This window comes from Tissierella creatinophila DSM 6911 (assembly GCF_001940565.1).
Classification (GTDB): Bacteria; Bacillota; Clostridia; order Tissierellales; family Tissierellaceae; genus Tissierella_A; species Tissierella_A creatinophila.
Genome location: NZ_LTDM01000043.1, coordinates 59790 through 76496, shown reverse-complemented (window position 1 = coordinate 76496; position 16707 = coordinate 59790). Strand labels below are relative to the sequence as shown.

At 30.7% G+C, this 16707-nt stretch carries 18 protein-coding genes and 1 pseudogene; 17 read left to right on the top strand and 2 right to left on the bottom strand.

Annotated features, from left to right (window positions below; genetic code table 11):
• The first annotated feature begins 10 nt into the window (after positions 1-10).
• The 14 genes from rplQ (at position 11) to TICRE_RS09485 (ending at position 12561) form a co-directional block, all read left to right on the top strand.
• A complete protein-coding gene (gene rplQ, locus TICRE_RS09550; protein WP_075727489.1) occupies positions 11-352 on the top strand; it encodes a 50S ribosomal protein L17 in 342 nt (113 codons plus the stop codon).
• A 162-nt stretch (positions 353-514) separates the two neighbouring features.
• The gene (locus TICRE_RS09545; RefSeq protein WP_198927543.1) at positions 515-1336 is read left to right on the top strand and encodes an energy-coupling factor transporter ATPase; all 822 of its coding nucleotides are present in this window, start codon (positions 515-517) and stop codon (positions 1334-1336) included.
• On the top strand, positions 1333-2196 hold the full coding sequence (locus TICRE_RS09540; RefSeq protein WP_075727485.1) for an energy-coupling factor transporter ATPase: 864 nt from the start codon (positions 1333-1335) through the stop codon (positions 2194-2196). The genes TICRE_RS09545 and TICRE_RS09540 overlap by 4 nt, the downstream gene beginning before the upstream one ends.
• Complete coding sequence (locus TICRE_RS09535) at positions 2189-2986, top strand: energy-coupling factor transporter transmembrane component T family protein (RefSeq protein ID WP_075727483.1); 798 nt, start codon at positions 2189-2191, stop codon at positions 2984-2986. Before TICRE_RS09540 ends, TICRE_RS09535 begins: the two co-directional genes overlap by 8 nt.
• A 9-nt stretch (positions 2987-2995) precedes the next feature.
• Positions 2996-3733, top strand: a complete 738-nt coding sequence (gene truA, locus TICRE_RS09530) for a tRNA pseudouridine(38-40) synthase TruA (RefSeq protein ID WP_075727481.1) — start codon at positions 2996-2998, stop codon at positions 3731-3733.
• A 116-nt stretch (positions 3734-3849) separates the two neighbouring features.
• A complete protein-coding gene (rplM, locus tag TICRE_RS09525; RefSeq protein WP_075727479.1) occupies positions 3850-4278 on the top strand; it encodes a 50S ribosomal protein L13 in 429 nt (142 codons plus the stop codon).
• 25 nt (positions 4279-4303) lie between these two features.
• The gene (gene rpsI / locus TICRE_RS09520; protein WP_075727477.1) at positions 4304-4696 is read left to right on the top strand and encodes a 30S ribosomal protein S9; all 393 of its coding nucleotides are present in this window, start codon (positions 4304-4306) and stop codon (positions 4694-4696) included.
• Between the two features lie 82 nt (positions 4697-4778).
• Entirely contained in the window at positions 4779-5498 is a 720-nt protein-coding gene (gene cwlD, locus TICRE_RS09515; RefSeq protein WP_075727475.1) for an N-acetylmuramoyl-L-alanine amidase CwlD, read from the top strand.
• A 551-nt stretch (positions 5499-6049) separates the two neighbouring features.
• Positions 6050-7150 carry a glycine cleavage system aminomethyltransferase GcvT gene (gcvT, locus tag TICRE_RS09510; RefSeq protein ID WP_075727473.1) on the top strand — a complete coding sequence of 367 codons (1101 nt, stop codon included), beginning with the start codon at positions 6050-6052 and terminating at the stop codon, positions 7148-7150.
• Between the two features lie 23 nt (positions 7151-7173).
• A complete protein-coding gene (gene gcvH, locus TICRE_RS09505) occupies positions 7174-7557 on the top strand; it encodes a glycine cleavage system protein GcvH (protein WP_075727471.1) in 384 nt (127 codons plus the stop codon).
• A 1-nt stretch (position 7558) separates the two neighbouring features.
• Positions 7559-8902 carry an aminomethyl-transferring glycine dehydrogenase subunit GcvPA gene (gene gcvPA, locus TICRE_RS09500; RefSeq protein ID WP_075727469.1) on the top strand — a complete coding sequence of 448 codons (1344 nt, stop codon included), beginning with the start codon at positions 7559-7561 and terminating at the stop codon, positions 8900-8902.
• Complete coding sequence (gcvPB, locus tag TICRE_RS09495) at positions 8903-10357, top strand: aminomethyl-transferring glycine dehydrogenase subunit GcvPB (protein WP_075727467.1); 1455 nt, start codon at positions 8903-8905, stop codon at positions 10355-10357.
• Positions 10358-10488: 131 nt separating this feature from the next.
• Positions 10489-11097 carry a phosphatase PAP2 family protein gene (locus tag TICRE_RS09490; RefSeq protein ID WP_075727465.1) on the top strand — a complete coding sequence of 203 codons (609 nt, stop codon included), beginning with the start codon at positions 10489-10491 and terminating at the stop codon, positions 11095-11097.
• Positions 11098-11163: 66 nt separating this feature from the next.
• Positions 11164-12561, top strand: coding sequence for a hypothetical protein (locus TICRE_RS09485; protein WP_075727463.1), 1398 nt, complete (start codon positions 11164-11166; stop codon positions 12559-12561).
• 88 nt (positions 12562-12649) lie between these two features.
• Here the strand turns inward: TICRE_RS09485 and TICRE_RS09480 are convergent, their stop codons facing one another.
• Positions 12650-13090, bottom strand: coding sequence for a LysR family transcriptional regulator (locus TICRE_RS09480; RefSeq protein ID WP_269843991.1), 441 nt, complete (start codon positions 13088-13090; stop codon positions 12650-12652).
• Positions 13091-13205: 115 nt separating this feature from the next.
• Between TICRE_RS09480 and TICRE_RS09475 the strand changes: the two genes are divergently transcribed.
• Positions 13206-14231, top strand: a complete 1026-nt coding sequence (locus tag TICRE_RS09475) for a YeiH family protein (protein WP_075727459.1) — start codon at positions 13206-13208, stop codon at positions 14229-14231.
• A 76-nt stretch (positions 14232-14307) separates the two neighbouring features.
• On the opposite strand, the gene TICRE_RS09470 is transcribed toward TICRE_RS09475, so the two are convergent.
• Entirely contained in the window at positions 14308-14985 is a 678-nt protein-coding gene (locus tag TICRE_RS09470) for a Crp/Fnr family transcriptional regulator (protein WP_075727457.1), read from the bottom strand.
• A gap of 214 nt (positions 14986-15199) precedes the next feature.
• Between TICRE_RS09470 and TICRE_RS09465 the strand changes: the two are divergent.
• Together TICRE_RS09465 and TICRE_RS09455 are read left to right on the top strand one after the other, a co-directional pair.
• Positions 15200-15539: pseudogene (locus TICRE_RS09465) on the top strand (IS607 family transposase).
• Entirely contained in the window at positions 15536-16702 is a 1167-nt protein-coding gene (locus tag TICRE_RS09455; protein ID WP_075727453.1) for an RNA-guided endonuclease InsQ/TnpB family protein, read from the top strand. Before TICRE_RS09465 ends, TICRE_RS09455 begins: the two are co-directional and overlap by 4 nt.
• Positions 16703-16707: the final 5 nt, after the last annotated feature.

Below are 16707 nucleotides of genomic sequence, written 5' to 3'. Positions count from 1 at the left end.
AGGGATAATTATGACAAAACTTAGAAAACTTGGTCGTCCTACAGCTCATAGAAAAGCCATGCTTAGAAATCAAGTTACTTCTCTATTGAGAAATGGAAAGATTGAAACAACAGTAACTAGAGCTAAAGAAACTCAAAGAATGGCAGAAAAGATGATAACTTTAGGAAAAAGAGGAGACTTACACGCAAGAAGACAAGTTTTAGCTTATGTATATGATGAAGATGTAACTACATCTCTATTTAGTGAAATAGCACCTAAATATGCAGAAAGAAATGGTGGATATACAAGAGTTTTAAAACTGGGACCTCGCCGTGGTGATGGAGCAGAAATGGCTATAATAGAGCTAGTATAAGGGACAGGGATTAAGTTAAATCTTAGTCCCTTTTGGTTTTATAAAGATAAAAATACCTCTACTTATAAATTGTATATTTTATCTTTCTATGTTATATTAGAGTATGATAATTCAATTAGGGAACAAATTTATGCTGAATTGAGGTATATTATGAATGATATAATGATAGAAATGAAAGATGTTGTATTTGAATATAAATCATATATAGAAGATGAAATATTAGTAGCAGTAAATAAGGTAAATCTTACAGTTAAAAAAGGTGAATTTCTAGTAATCTTAGGACATAATGGTTCAGGGAAGTCTACTTTAGCTAAGATGATGAATGGACTACTCATTCCTACTGATGGAGATGTAAATGTTATGGGAATAAATACAAAAGATGAAGAAAAGATTTGGGATATAAGGCAAAAAGCTGGGATGGTATTTCAAAATCCGGACAATCAAATAGTAGCTACTATTGTAGAAGAAGATGTTGCATTTGGTCCTGAAAACCAAGGAATTCCTCAAGATGAGATAAGAAAAAGAGTAGATGATGCACTTGAAATAGTAGAAATGAGTGCATATAAAAAGCACGCACCTCACCTTCTTTCAGGTGGTCAAAAACAAAGAGTTGCCATAGCTGGAATCCTTGCTATGAATCCAGATTGTATAATATTTGATGAACCTACTTCTATGCTAGATCCATCTGGAAGAACTGAAGTATTACAAACTATTAAAAAATTAAATCAAGAACAAGGTAAGACTATAATACTAATCACTCACTATATGGATGAAGCCGTACAAGGCGAGAGAGTAGTTGTTATGAGTAAAGGCGAGATAAAGCTTGAGGGTAGTCCTAAAGGTGTATTTAAAAAAGTAGACAAAATCAAAGAATTAGGTCTTGATGTACCACAAGTAACAGAACTAGCTTATGAACTTCAAAAATCTGGAATTAATATAAATGAAGATATATTAACTATAGAGGAGTTGTTAAATGTATTATGATAATAAAAATTGACAACTTAAACTATGTTTATAATGCAAACACTCCATTTGAGAAAAAGGCATTAGACAATATAAATTTAGAAGTAGAAAAAGGAGAATTCATTGGTCTTATAGGACATACAGGATCTGGTAAATCTACATTAGTTCAACATTTAAATGGACTTATAAGAGTTCAGTCAGGAAGTCTTTATATAGATGGATTTGATATATCTAAAAAAGAAACAAAGCTTAAAAAAATAAGACAAAAGGTAGGACTAGTATTTCAATATCCAGAATATCAACTATTTGAAGAGACGATATATAAAGATATAGCATTTGGCCCTAGAAATTTAGGTCTAAATGAAGATGAAATAAAAGCACGTGTAATAGAAGCTATGGACATAGTTGGACTAGACTATGAAACACTAAAAGAAAGATCTCCATTTGAATTAAGTGGAGGACAAAAGAGAAGAGTGGCTATAGCAGGAGTTGTGGCTATGAAGCCTAAAGTGTTAGTTCTAGATGAACCCACAGCAGGGCTTGACCCTAATGGTAGGGATGAAATACTAGCTGAAGTATTTGATTTATTTAAAAAGGGCGGTATAACTGTAGTACTTGTATCTCATAATATGGAAGACATTGCAAAGATTGTAAGTAGAATATTGGTTATGGATAAAGGTAAAATAGTTATGGATGGTCTTCCAAGAGATATATTTAAAAGACGACAAGAATTAGAAGATATAGGACTTGGTATACCTCAAATTACAAAATTCATGCAAGAATATAAGGCTCGTGGCCATGATATAAATTCAGATATACTTACTGTTGAAGAAGCTAAGGAAGAACTTATAAGATATCTAAGGGGAAATGAAAATGCTTAAAGATATAACTATTGGACAATATTTTCCGGGGGAGACTATAATTCATAGATTAGATCCTAGAATAAAAATATCAATTATTGTGATGTTTATTACCTCTCTTTTTTTTGTAAATAGATTTTTCCCATATATATTTATAGTTGCATTTATACTAATTGCAATAAGCTTATCAAAAGTACCTATTAAGTTTATTATAAAAGGGCTAAGACCGCTTATGTTCATAATCCTTATAACATTCTTGATAAATGTATTTATGACTAAAGGAGAAGTAATATTTACATTAGGCCCATTATCAGTTACAAAGGAAGGACTCTCACAAGCAACATTTATGGCTCTAAGGCTTGTATTTCTTGTTACAGGCACATCCCTACTAACCCTTACAACATCACCTATAAGTCTTACAGATGGAATAGAAGAGCTTTTAAAGCCCTTTAAAAGAATTGGACTACCTTCCCACGAATTAGCTATGATGATGACTATAGCCTTAAGATTTATTCCAACTCTTTTAGAGGAAACAGATAAAATTATGAAAGCACAGATGGCTAGGGGTGCTGATTTTGAATCTGGAAATATTATAAAAAGAGCTAAAAATCTAGTTCCACTACTTGTACCTTTATTTGTAAATGCCTTTAGAAGAGCTGATGAACTTGCCATAGCTATGGAAGCTAGATGCTATAGAGGTGGAGAGGGTAGGACTAGGTTAAACGAATTAAAATTAGATAAAAAAGATATAGGAATATTTGCAAGTATGGCTTTATTCTTTTTATTTATTTTATCAACTAGATTTATTTAGAGGTAGAATATGAGAAACATAAAACTTATAATGGAATATGATGGAACTTCTTATTCTGGATTTCAATCTCAAGAAAACGCACTAGGAATCCAAGGAGTATTAGAAAAGGCTATAGAAAGTGTAACAGGTGAAAAGATTAAACTTATAGGTTCAGGAAGAACTGATAAAGGAGTCCATGCATTAGCTCAAGTAGCAAACTTTTTTACGGAGTCAAGTATACCCGCTGAAAGATTTGTATATGCTATAAATAGCAATCTACCAGATGATATTAAAATAAAACATTCTGAAGAAGTAGATGCAAACTTCCATTCTAGATTTAGTGCTAGAAAAAAAAGATATAGATATATAGTATATAATGGAAAGATAGAAAGACCCCTATATAGAAACTTCTCTTATCATATTAGTAAAAAGCTAGATGTAGAAGAAATAAGAAAAAGTTTACCTTATTTTATTGGAACTCATGACTTTAAAAGCTTTATGGGTCCAAAGACAAAGTTTAAAGATACAATTAGAACTATATACAGTATAGAATTGGAACAAAATGGAGAATTCTTGGAGTTTATAATAGAGGGAAACAACTTTTTAAGACATATGGTTAGGATAATAGTAGGGACACTTATATTTGTAGGCATAGGAAAGATAAAAAAAGAAGATTTACAAGATATTATAAATGGTAAAGATAGGAGTTTAGCAGGTATTACAGCACATCCTGAAGGCTTATTTTTAGAAAAAGTATATTATGATTAAAATCTACTTGACATGGATAATTAGATGTATTAAAATGTATTAGAGTGTTTAAAAAGAGACCGGAAACTTTTTTTCTACCTCATAATAATTTATACCTTTTATAAGGAGGGAAAACGATGAAAAGCTATATGGCAAAGACAAATGAACTTGAGAAAAAATGGTATATAATAGATGCTGAAGACAAAGTCTTAGGAAGACTTGCAACAGAAGTATCAACTATACTAATGGGGAAAAACAAACCAACATATACTCCTCATATAGATACTGGTGATTTTATCATTATAATAAATGCTGATAAAATAAAACTTACTGGAAACAAGATAAATCAACTTAACTATACTTATCATACAGGTCATCCAGGAGGATTAAAACAAGTACCATACAATAGACTAATTGAAACTAAACCAGGAAAAATTATAGAACTTGCTGTAAAGGGAATGCTTCCAAAAAATAAAATTGGAAAACAAATGATTAAAAAATTAAAAGTATATGCAGGTAGCGAACATAATCACGAAGCTCAAATGCCAGAAATATACGAAATCTAATTATTTAACGAAGGGAGGACTGTAAGTGGCTATAGAACAATATATTGGAACAGGACGAAGAAAAACTTCTATTGCAAGAGTAAGACTAGTTCCAGGAAACGGAAAATTCACTATAAATAAAAAAGATATCAATGAATATTTTAATTATGAAACTTTAAGAACAATAGCTAGGGAACCACTAACTATAACTGGTAACATTGAAAAATTTGATGTATTAGTAAATGTTAAAGGTGGAGGGTTTACTGGTCAAGCAGGAGCTATTAGACATGGTATAGCAAGAGCATTGTTAGAAGTTGATGGAGAGTTTAGGCCAACACTTAAAAAGGCTGGTAACTTAACTAGAGATCCTAGAATGGTAGAAAGAAAAAAATATGGCTTTAAGAAAGCAAGAAAAAGCCCACAATTCTCAAAAAGATAATAAAAAATCCCAAGAAAATTTTCTTGGGATTTTTTTATGCATAGGTAAGTGTTAAACTTAATATATTTTATAGAGGTGATAAATGTTGAAGGTTATATATGTAAAAAGAAAAACGGTATATTCTATTATAACTATAATAGTGTTGTTGATATCTCTCTTAGTATTTTTTTATAGAGAAAAGATATCTCCCACCTTTTCCTTACCAGTAACAGATAAGATAATAGTAATAGATCCAGGGCATGGAGGAGTGGATCCTGGTACAGTTGGGGAAAGTGGCACACTTGAAAGTAAAATAAACTTAGAGCTATCATTAAAGCTTAAATCACTCTTAGAGCAAAGTGGGGCTATAGTTATAATGACTCGTAGTGATAATAAAGGACTTTATACTTCTAAATCAAATACTCTTCGAGAAAAGAAAATAGAGGACTTAAAAAATAGGAGAAAGATAGTTGAGGATTCTGAGGCAGAAATATTTATAAGTATACATATGAATAGTTTTACAAGCTCTAAATATTATGGCGCTCAAACTTTTTTTAATGAAGGCTCTATTGAAGGCGAAAAACTTGCAAATACAATTCAAGTTGAATTTAGGGAAAGATTAGATAATGATAACTTAAGAACTCCAACAGCTAGAGATAATATATATGTATTGAAAGAACTAAACATACCAGCAGTTTTAGTAGAAGCAGGTTTTTTATCTAATCCACTAGAAGAAAAGCTACTAAAAAATAAAAAGCATCAAGAAAAAGTTGCTTGGTCTATATTCTCAGGGCTTATAAAATATATTGAAGAAAAAGAATAATTATCCCCACTGATTGTGGATATTGTTGATAAGGTGGATTGTTTTAAAATTTTGTTTTAGTATGGCTTATATACTTGTTTTTAAAAAAACATAATTCAACATAAAATGTGGAAAACTATTAACATTTCCACATTTTATATTTATAACTCACATTTGGGTATATTTTGTAATATGTCTTTTGTTAGTTAGCAAAAAACTACAAATAATTTTTAGATGCAATTTTTTGGAGAAAATATATTTATTGTTTAAATTTGTCGATTGTAGATATGACAATAAAACATTAAATCTTTAAAAAAATGATATCTTAAATATTTTGTAAGAAATTAGAAGTAATTAAAAGATGGTTGATATGATAATATAATCCCATTGTTAAAATATTAACGATAAATATTTATTAATGTTGCATAATCATATTTTCTCTTATATAATGTATCTATATAATATTATTTTCTAAATAGTTTTAATAATATAATAAGTTTAGATTATTGTAAAAAGGGTACTATATTATTGGTATTAGAGATAATATTATAAATATTGGAAGGAGTGGTTTAATGGACGGTAAAAAAACTAGGTTATATGAAGAACATAAAAACTTAGGGGCTAAAATCGTTAATTATGCAGGGTGGGAAATGCCGGTACAATATGAAGGTTTAGTCCAAGAACATAATGCAGTTCGAAATGAAGCAGGTTTATTTGATGTATCCCATATGGGAAATATCAGTGTTAAAGGTAAAGATGCACTTCCATTCCTAGATTATGTAATGACAAACGATATCAGTAAGTTGAATGAGCACCAAATAGTATATACTTTTATGTGTTATCCTGAGGGGGGAGTGGTAGAAGATTTACTAGTATATAAAACTAATGATGAAGAGTTTAATTTAATAGTAAATGCAGCAAATATAGACAAAGATTGGGATTGGATAAATGAGCAGAAAAAAGACTTTGATGTAGAGCTAGAAAACCTTTCCCCAGAAACAGCAATTATTGCAATTCAAGGACCAAAAGCCCAAGAAATACTACAAAAACTTACTGAGACAAAATTAGATGATGTAAAATTCTTTTATTTTAAAGATGATGTAGAAATTGATGGAGTAAAAACTAAGATGATTTCAAGAACAGGTTATACAGGAGAAAATGGTTTTGAGATATATCTTACAAATGATGATGTAGTTAAGGTTTGGAATAGTTTATTAGAGGCGGGTAAAGAAGAAGGCTTAAAACCTACTGGTCTTGGATGTAGAGATACTCTAAGATTTGAAGCTATGCTTCCTCTATATGGGCAAGAATTGTCCAAAGATATATCACCTTTAGAAGCCGGACTTAAATTCTTTGTAAAACTCAATAAAGAATCCGACTTTATTGGTAAAAAAGCTCTACAGGCACAGGCTGATGGAGGACTTGAAAGAACCTTAGTTGGATTTGAACTATTAGGTAGAGGGATTCCTAGAGAAGGCTATGAGGTATATAAAAACGGTGAGAAAATAGGACATGTAACTACAGGATATATGAGTCCTACATTAAATAAAAACATAGGTAATGCGCTTATAAAGATTTCAGAAAAAGAACTTGGAAATGAAATTGATATAATGATTAGAAAAAAACCAGTAAAAGCTAAAATTATAAGTAAAAACTTTTTAAAAAATAAATAAAAACTATTATAGGAGGTATTATAATGAAAGTTGTTAAAGGTTTATATTATTCAGAGGATCACGAGTGGGTAAAAGTAGAGGGTGATGAAGCTTATATAGGAATTAGTGACTTTGCTCAACATCAATTAGGAGATATAGTATATATTGAACTTCCTGAAATAGATGATGAATTAGAAAAAGAAGATGACTTTTCAGCAGTTGAGTCAGTAAAAGCTGCTTCAGATGTATATATGCCAGTATCTGGAAAAGTATTAGAGGTAAATGAAGATTTATTAGATAGTCCTGAACTACTAAACTCAGATCCCTTTGAAAGTTGGATTGTAAAAATAGAATTAACTGACAAATCACAATTAGATGATCTTATGTCAAGTGAGGAGTACGAAGAATTCACAAGTGAGGAGGCGTAATATGTTCCCATATATCCCGCATACACCAGAAGATGAAAAGATAATGCTTGATTCCATAGGTGTTAATTCAGTAGATGATTTATTTGCTGATATACCTAAAGATGTAGCATTTAATAAAGAGTTAGATTTACCCCTTGCAAAGTCAGAGCTAGAAGTAACAAATTATTTAAATAAGCTTGCTAATAAAAACTGTTCTACAACAGAAAATGTTTGTTTTTTAGGAGCAGGGGCTTATGATCACTATATACCAGCAATTATAGACCATATAATTTCAAGAAGTGAATTTTATACTTCTTATACACCATATCAACCAGAGATAAGTCAAGGTACTCTTCAATATATATTTGAGTATCAGACACTTATATCTGAATTAACTGGGTTACCAATAGCAAATGCTAGTCTTTACGATGGAGGTACAGCAGTAGCAGAAGCAGCTCTTATGGCATGTGATGTTGCAAGAAAGAAAAAGATTTTAATTTCTGAAACTGTAAGCCCACAATCCAGACAAGTATTAAAGACATATGCTCATATGCAAGATATTGAAGTTGTGGAAGTAGCTATGAAAGACGGTATTACAGATATGGAAGATTTAGAAGGCAAAATGGATGATGATGTAGCAACAGTAATAGTTCAAAGTCCTAACTTCTTCGGTGTAGTTGAAGATTTAAAATCATCAGCTGATTTAGTCCATAAATCTAAAAAAGCATCTATAATAGCTTCAGTAGATCCAATATCTCTTGGAATATTAAAAAGACCGGGAGATTTAGGAGTAGATATAGTTGTAGGAGAAGGACAATCTCTTGGAATGAGTTTATCATTTGGTGGACCTTATTTAGGATTCTTAGCAACTACTGAAAAATATTTAAGAAAACTTCCTGGTAGAATAGTAGGAGAAACTACTGATTTAGATGGTAAGAGATCTTTCGTATTAACTCTTACTGCTAGGGAGCAACATATAAGACGTGACAAGGCAACTTCAAACATTTGTTCTAATCAAGGATTAAATACATTAGTTGCTACTGTTTATATGGTAACACTAGGTAAAGAAGGACTAAGAGAAGTAGCTATGCAATCTACTAAAAAAGCTCATTATGCTTTAGAAAAACTAGAGCAGTCTGGAAAATATAAAAGAGTGTTTGACAAACCTTTCTTTAAGGAATTTGCAGTTAGTTCTAACATAGATGCAGATAAGATAATAAAAGATTTAAGATCTGAAAATATAATAGCTGGTCATCACCTAGGTATAGATTATCCCGAATTTAAAGATAGTATTCTTTATGCTGTAACTGAAAAGAGAACTAAAGATGAAATTGATAAACTTAGCAGCGTATTGGAGGGGATATAAATGAGGAAATATAATAAATTAATATTTGAACTTTCAAAACCAGGCAGAAAAGCTTATAAACTTCCTCCACTAGATGTGGAAGATAAAGATATAAGTGAGTTTTTCCCAGAGGATTTTATAAATGAAAACCCTCTTACCCTGCCAGAAGTAAACGAAGTAGAGGTAATAAGACACTATACAAATCTTTCTGATAAAAACTTTGGACTAGATACAGGTTTTTATCCATTAGGGTCATGTACTATGAAATATAATCCTAAGATAAATGAAAATACCGCAAGATTAGATGGTTTTGCAAACATTCATCCTCGTCAAAGGGAAGGATGTACACAAGGAGCACTTCAGCTTATGTACGAATTACAAAACTCTTTAGCAGAAGTTGCAGGAATGGATCAAATGACACTTCAGCCTGCTGCTGGAGCTCACGGTGAGCTTGCAGGCATTATGGTAATAAAAGCATATCATGAGAAAAATGGAGATACAAAGAGAGATACTATAATAGTTCCAGACTCAGCACATGGAACAAACCCTGCTACTGCAACTATGGCTGGATATAAAATTGTAGAAGTAAAATCCACAGAAAATGGAAGAGTAGATGTAGAAGCTTTAAGAAATCTTGTTGGAGAAAATACAGCAGGACTTATGCTTACAAACCCTAATACTTTAGGATTATTTGAAAGCGATATTAAAGAAATAGCAAAGATAGTTCATGATGCTGGTGGGCAACTTTACTATGATGGAGCTAATGCAAATGCAATTTTAGGTCAAGCAAGACCGGGAGATATGGGATTTGACGTAGTTCACTTCAATATCCATAAAACTTTCTCAACACCTCATGGTGGTGGAGGTCCTGGTTCTGGACCAGTTGGAGTAAAAGCTCATTTAACTGAATTTTTACCGGTTCCTATAGTAGGAAAAGAAGGAGATAGATATTTCCTTGACTATAATATAGAAAACACTATTGGTAAAGTAAAAGACTTTTATGGCCACTTTGGTATCTTGGTTAGAGCTTACACTTATATCCTTACTATGGGTAGAGATGGACTTAAGAAAGCTTCTGAAATGGCAGTATTAAATGCTAACTACATGTTAAGTAAATTAAAAGATGATTATTATTTACCAATAGATGCACTTTATAAGCATGAGTTTGTACTTTCAGGGTTAAAAGGAAATTCATTAGAAGTTACTACATTAGATATAGCTAAGAGACTTCTAGACTTTGGTTTCCATCCACCAACAGTATATTTCCCACTTATCATAAATCAAGCTATGATGATAGAGCCAACTGAAACTGAAAGTCTAGAAACATTAGATGAATTTATAGATGCTCTGCTAAAGATAGCTAAAGAAGCTAAGGAAGATGTATCTATATTAAAAACAGCTCCTCATGATACATTAGTTAGAAGACCTGATGAAACTAAGGCCGCAAGAAGTCCAGTTGTAACTTATAAGGCATAGTTTTAACTAAAGGTTTAAGCTATATAAGTATTTATATATAAGCATCTACAAAATAAATAAAAAATTAAGATAAGAAAAATAAGAAAGATAGTTTCCTATCTTTCTTATTTTTTATAGATAGAGGCTAAGCTATGAAAGATAATAAGAAAAAAACAATAAACATTATACTGTTATTAATATTTTTAACCTTTGGAATGATGGTAAGGAATTCAACAGAAGGGATTCTTTTTGATACAAAACTATTAGAATTTCTACATAAGGGAACAAACCCTACATTACTAAAGATTATGAAAGGAATCTCTTATCTAGGAGCTGAAAAGTTTTTAGTTCCAATTATGTTAATTATTATAGTTTTTAATTTAATTAAAAAGAATATACGTGAATCATTATTTTTATTAGTAAATACCTTGGGAAGTTTTACACTAAATTCTCTAATAAAACAAGTTTTTCAAAGGACTAGACCCTTTGACTTCTCTTTGGTAAAACAAGGGGGACTCAGTTATCCAAGTGGCCATGCGATGGTAGTTATGAGTATGTATTTATCAATATTTTATCTCTTAACAAGAAAAGAAGAGGATAAAAACAAACAGTTCCTAATAGGCTTGATTATATGTATTTATATCATTTCCATGGGTATAAGTAGAATGTATTTAGGAGTTCACTGGCCAACAGATATAATAGGTGGATATATTTGTGGATATTTATTATATGATATAAGTAAAAAAATAATAAAAGAATAATCTTTACACCTAAAATCCTTCCTAAGCATATTGTATAAGTACTAAACAATATTAGGAGGGATTTTTATGAGTATCGATTTGCAAGCACTACATTACATCTTTTTACTATTTACCTTACTTATATTAATAATAATGGTAAAAAAGAGAGATACAACTCTTATATGTATACTGGGAATATTCATACTTGGGATTGTATCGACAAGCTCACTTTATCAAGGAGTGATGACTGTTTTCAATAGTTTTATATTTGCTATTGTAGAACTTATTGGAACTATACTTATCATATCTATAATAGTTTCAATGAGCACTATTCTAAGTGAAACAGGTATTAGTGAAATAATGATATCACCATTTTCAAAGTTTATAAAGACTCCTACTCTTGCATACTGGATTATAGGTATACTTATGATGGTTATATCCTGGTTTTTCTGGCCATCACCAGCAGTAGCTTTAATAGGAGCAGTGATGCTTCCAGTAGCCATGAAAGTAGGACTTCCAGCTATTAGTGTTGCTATGATAATGAATCTATTTGGGCATGGTATAGCACTCTCTGGAGACTTTATAATACAAGGAGCTCCAAAGATTACAGCAGATGCAGCAGGAATTGGAGTAGGTGAACTTATTTCGGCAAGTATACCACTAGTAGTTGTAATGGGAGTGGTAACAACTGTAACTGCTTTTATAATTATGAAAAAAGATTTAAAAAGTGGTAAATTAAAAGTAGAAGAAAAAGAAATAGAAAAAAACAATATTAAAGAGAAAAAGCTAAAAGATAAACTTAGTTTAAGATCTAAAAAAATATTTGCAGTAATAGTTCCATTATTATTTGCACTTGATGTAATTATAATGTTTACTGCAGGTCTTAGAGGAGGAGATGCAACAGCACTTGTAGGAGGAACTGCGATTTTCATTCTAATAATGGTATCTTTTAAAGTTCATAATGGTAGAGCTTTAGAAGAAGTAACTCAATCAATAGTCGCAGGACTTAAGTTTGGATTTGAAATATTTGGTCCTGTTATACCAGTAGCAGCATTTTTCTATCTTGGAGGAGAGGGTTTTGTAGGAGTAATAGGCGACTTCTTACCTAAAAACTCTCAAGGAATTGTAAATGATCTTGGTATGGCCTTAGCAAATATTGTTCCTCTAAATGGAGCAGTAGGGGCGGTGACACTCACAACAGTTGGTTCTATAACAGGTCTTGATGGGTCAGGGTTTTCAGGACTTTCACTAGCAGGTTCTGTAGCTAAGCTCTTTGGTACTGCTATAGGAAGAGGAACGGCTACTCTTACAGCACTTGGTCAATTAGGAGCTATTTGGGTAGGAGGAGGAACGCTTATACCTTGGGCAGTTATTCCAGCAGCAGCAATTTGTGGTGTAGATCCATTTGAGCTTACTAGAAGAAACTTTATCCCAGTTATGACGGGACTTATAGTTACAACTATAGTAGGTATGTTTATAGTCTAAAATAAAAATATAAATTGAATATTAAAATGCTCTCTTTACTAGTAAACAGGTTAATAAATAAAATCTGATACTAAGAAGGAGAGCATTTTTATAGTTCTAAAATAGCAAAGTCAATTTTACCATCTTGTAAATATAAGAGTAAGTTTTCAGTATTTTTAACGACCATACTTATATCTATAAGTGGATAATCAGAAAGCAAAGTTTTTAAAAGTCTACTCATAGTGTATTCTCCTATAATAAGAGTTGTACTAAATTTTAAAGAGGTATTTTCTCCTTTTATAGCGAGCATAGTTTTAATCTTGTCGGAGCTTGTCTTCATAGCTACATAAAATTCATACAGAATACGACCTTCTCGTGTAAGAGCTAAAGTCTTTTCACTATAGTTAAAAAGTTTTACTCCATAAGATTCCTCCAAGTGTTTTATATGCTGAGTTACAGCAGGTTGTGTAATATGAAGAATATTAGCTGTTTTTGTATAATTTAATACTTTGCAAAGTGTAAGAAATGTATTTAGTCTATAATCTAAAATACTACCACCTCCTATAAGGAATATTTATACATATATTAAAATTTATAATTTGATTTTATACCACATTCTCTATATAATCAACACTATAATAATAAAAGAAGGAGCAGTGAGATAGATGGATTTAGTAAAAAGATATACACCAGGAATATTGCTAACAATTATTTTATCTTATATAGCAATATTTATTAGTTCTTTTGTACCAAAGGGACTTATTAGCCCAGGGGTTTTTTCTCTGCTTATAGGAATGACTTTGAATCCTTTTGCAAGTAAATATGATTCATTAAATAAGGGAGTAAAGTTTACATCAAAGGGTGTTTTAAAAATTGCAATTATATTAATGGGAGCAACACTTAGTTTCACTCAAGTTCTACAAGTTGGGAAATATTCTTTATTTGTAATGATGTTTACACTAGTTGCAGCTTTTGGTGGGGGATATTATTTAGGAAAGTTATTTAAGATCAACTGGAAATTATCAAGTCTTATATCAGCTGGAACGGGAATATGTGGTGGATCGGCTATAGCAGCTATAGCTCCTACCATAGAAGCTGAAACAACTGATATTGCTTATTCAATATCAGCTACATTCTTATTTGATATATTAATGGTAATACTCTTTCCAATAGCAGGAAAATATTTTGGGATGAGTGATTTAGGATTTGGGTTATGGACAGGAACAGCAGTAAATGATACATCTTCAGTTGTAGCAGCAGGATATGCTTTTTCAGATGCAGCTGGTAACTTTTCCTTAATAGTAAAACTTACAAGAACACTTTCCATAGTTCCAGTAGTACTTATTTTTTCATATATAAACGAAAAAATAAAGGAAAGAAAAAACACAGAAAACGGAGAAATAAAAACTCATCAGAAAGTAGATATAAGAAAAATATTTCCATGGTTTATAATACTTTTCTTAGGGATGGTAAGTGTTAGAAGCATGGGGCTTATAACAGATGAGTTTAGCAGCTCTATATCATCGCTTAGTAAGTTTTGTATGATAATGGCACTTGGGGCTATAGGACTTAACACAAACTTTAGAGAAGTTTCTAAATCAGGATTTTTACCTATGGTACATGGATTTTTAATCTCACTTCTAGTAGTTGTAGTATCATTTGCAGTGCAGATGATGATGGGTCAAATTTAATATAAAGAATAAATTAAATAAGATTAAAAGCCATAGGTACATAATAAAGTACCTATGGCTTAAATTTTACCAAATCTTACAATAAAGATTCCTCTATTCCTTTTAAATCTAATATTGTTATCTTGTTTTTATTAAAGTCTATAAGGCCTTCTTCTTTCATATTTATAAGTTCACGAGATAAAGAAGGTCTAGGAATATTTAATAACTCTGCCATCTTTTTTCTACAATAGGGAAGTGTTATATTTAAAGAATTTTGACATTTATATTCTAAAATTATTATATTTGCTATTTTTTTTCTTAAAGTGTCAAGGCTTAGATTAGTAAGTCTATCATTTAACATTAATATTCTATTTGACAATACCCCCATAAAATTATTGAGAATCTTTTCATCTATAGTCATAAGTTTTACAATCATTTCCCTCTTTATAAACATTATTTGAGTATCAATAGTTGCTAAAATAGTCGCAGGATATATATGTTTTCCAGAGAATACTAAAGCCTCACCAAATACATTTCCAGCTGAAAAATGATTTATAGTTACTATCTTACCAGATGGAAATGGTTTATGAATCTCTACATTTCCTTCTAATATAATACCAAGACTATTACAATCATCACCTTCTATAGCTATTATACTACTCTTTTCATATGATTTAATCACATAGGGAATAAGTTTTAAGATTTCCTCTATTCGAGTTTCATCTAGTCCTTTAAATAAAACACATTTAGAAAGGTTGTTAAGGTATTTTTTCAAATTGTTCCACCTCTTTTTTGATATATACAAAGATTATCACATATAATAATTTTATACAATTACAAAATAATGGAGAATTGTTTTAACTAAAATTCTAATGGGTAAACTAGATATAGATAGTATATACAACTATGGGAAGGAGTTGTAAACTGTTAACAATTACACTGACATCTATAGACTTATATAGTAATATATACCTATAGGAGTTGATAATATGAAAATTTATAAACCTAATGAATTTTCTAAAATGCTAGGCGTGTCTGTAAAGGCATATAGAAATCCTTCTAACAGAAGATATTATACTCATGAGCAGTATTTAGACTATCTAGGAGAATCAGATTCTAATGAGGAAGATAAAAAGATAGTGATATACACTAGAGTTTCTAATAATAACCAAAAGGACGGTTTAGTTAATCAAGTTAAGTTTCTCAAACAGTTTGCAAACGCAAGAGGAAATGGTACAGGACTTAATTAGTATTATTCATATTTTTAGTTGTAGGATATATGGGCTTAGAAAATATAAGAACAAAATAGAAGAGGATAAAAAACTATGAGAGCTTATAAAACAGAAATAAAACCAACTAAGGAGCAAAAACAAAAAATCCATAAAACTATAGGTACTTGTAGGTTCATATATAACTTCTATTTAGGTCATAATAAAGAGATTTATGAAAAAGAAAAAAGGTTTGTTTCAGGCTATGACTTTTCTAAATGGATAAACAATGAGTTTATTCCTAACAATCCTAAATATTCTTGGATTAAGGAAGTAGGTAGCAAGGCTATAAAACAATCTATAATGAATGCTGATAAGGCTTTTAATAGATTTTTTAAAAAACAAAGTAAATTCCCTAGATTTAAAAAGAAATCAAAATCAGATGTTAAAGCCTACTTTCCAAAGAACAATAAGGGTGATTGGACTGTTGAAAGACATAGGATGAAAATACCGACTCTAGGCTTTGTAAGGTTAAAAGAAAAGGGATATATACCTACAAATGCTAGAGTAATAAGCGGAAGCTTCAGCATGAAAGCTGGAAGATATTATGTATCGGTTTTATGTGATATTGACAAAAGCATTAAACATGACAGTTATACAGAAGGAATTGGAATAGACTTAGGAGTTAAGGTTTTTGCAATAGTCTCAAATATAGATAAACCATTTAAAAACATTAACAAAACAAAAGAGGTTAAGAATTTAGAAAAGAAACTTAAAAGAGAACAAAGAAGGCTCTCGAGGAAATACGAGAGTTTGAAAAAACAAAAAAAGAAAAAGGAGGGTACTGCTGCTGGAGAAAATATCCAGAAACAAATAGTTAAGGTACAAAAGCTTCATCAAAGAATATCTAACATTAGAGAGAATTATTTAAATCAGGTAGTAAACATAATAGTAAAGCAAAAACCAAGCTATATAACTATTGAAGATTTAAATGTTAGAGGCATGATGAAAAACAGGCACTTATCAAAAGCTATAGCAGGGCAGAACTTTCATAGTTTCAGAAGGAAACTTGAAGACAAATGCAGATTAAACTCTATTGAACTAAGATTAGTAGATAGATTTTTTCCATCAAGCAAAATATGCTCAAGGTGTGGAAGTATTAAAAAAGACTTAAAACTTTCAGATAGAGAATATATTTGTGGTGACTGTGGCTGTGTAATAGATAGAGATAAAAATGCAAGTTATAATCTTGCAAGTGCTAAAACATACAGAACCTCACAATAAAAGAG

Bases quoted from the DNA above. Each gene is read 5' to 3' on its own strand.
- truA (WP_075727481.1), top strand. From the start codon at position 2,996: ATGAGAAACATAAAACTTATAATGGAATATGATGGAACTTCTTATTCT.
- rplQ (WP_075727489.1), top strand. From the start codon at position 11: ATGACAAAACTTAGAAAACTTGGTCGTCCTACAGCTCATAGAAAAGCC.
- gcvPA (WP_075727469.1), top strand. From the start codon at position 7,559: ATGTTCCCATATATCCCGCATACACCAGAAGATGAAAAGATAATGCTT.
- TICRE_RS09490 (WP_075727465.1), top strand. From the start codon at position 10,489: ATGAAAGATAATAAGAAAAAAACAATAAACATTATACTGTTATTAATA.
- TICRE_RS09485 (WP_075727463.1), top strand. From the start codon at position 11,164: ATGAGTATCGATTTGCAAGCACTACATTACATCTTTTTACTATTTACC.
- cwlD (WP_075727475.1), top strand. From the start codon at position 4,779: ATGTTGAAGGTTATATATGTAAAAAGAAAAACGGTATATTCTATTATA.
- TICRE_RS09535 (WP_075727483.1), top strand. From the start codon at position 2,189: ATGCTTAAAGATATAACTATTGGACAATATTTTCCGGGGGAGACTATA.
- gcvT (WP_075727473.1), top strand. From the start codon at position 6,050: ATGGACGGTAAAAAAACTAGGTTATATGAAGAACATAAAAACTTAGGG.
- gcvH (WP_075727471.1), top strand. From the start codon at position 7,174: ATGAAAGTTGTTAAAGGTTTATATTATTCAGAGGATCACGAGTGGGTA.
- rplM (WP_075727479.1), top strand. From the start codon at position 3,850: ATGAAAAGCTATATGGCAAAGACAAATGAACTTGAGAAAAAATGGTAT.
- TICRE_RS09540 (WP_075727485.1), top strand. From the start codon at position 1,333: ATGATAATAAAAATTGACAACTTAAACTATGTTTATAATGCAAACACT.
- TICRE_RS09545 (WP_198927543.1), top strand. From the start codon at position 515: ATGATAGAAATGAAAGATGTTGTATTTGAATATAAATCATATATAGAA.
- TICRE_RS09475 (WP_075727459.1), top strand. From the start codon at position 13,206: ATGGATTTAGTAAAAAGATATACACCAGGAATATTGCTAACAATTATT.
- TICRE_RS09455 (WP_075727453.1), top strand. From the start codon at position 15,536: ATGAGAGCTTATAAAACAGAAATAAAACCAACTAAGGAGCAAAAACAA.
- gcvPB (WP_075727467.1), top strand. From the start codon at position 8,903: ATGAGGAAATATAATAAATTAATATTTGAACTTTCAAAACCAGGCAGA.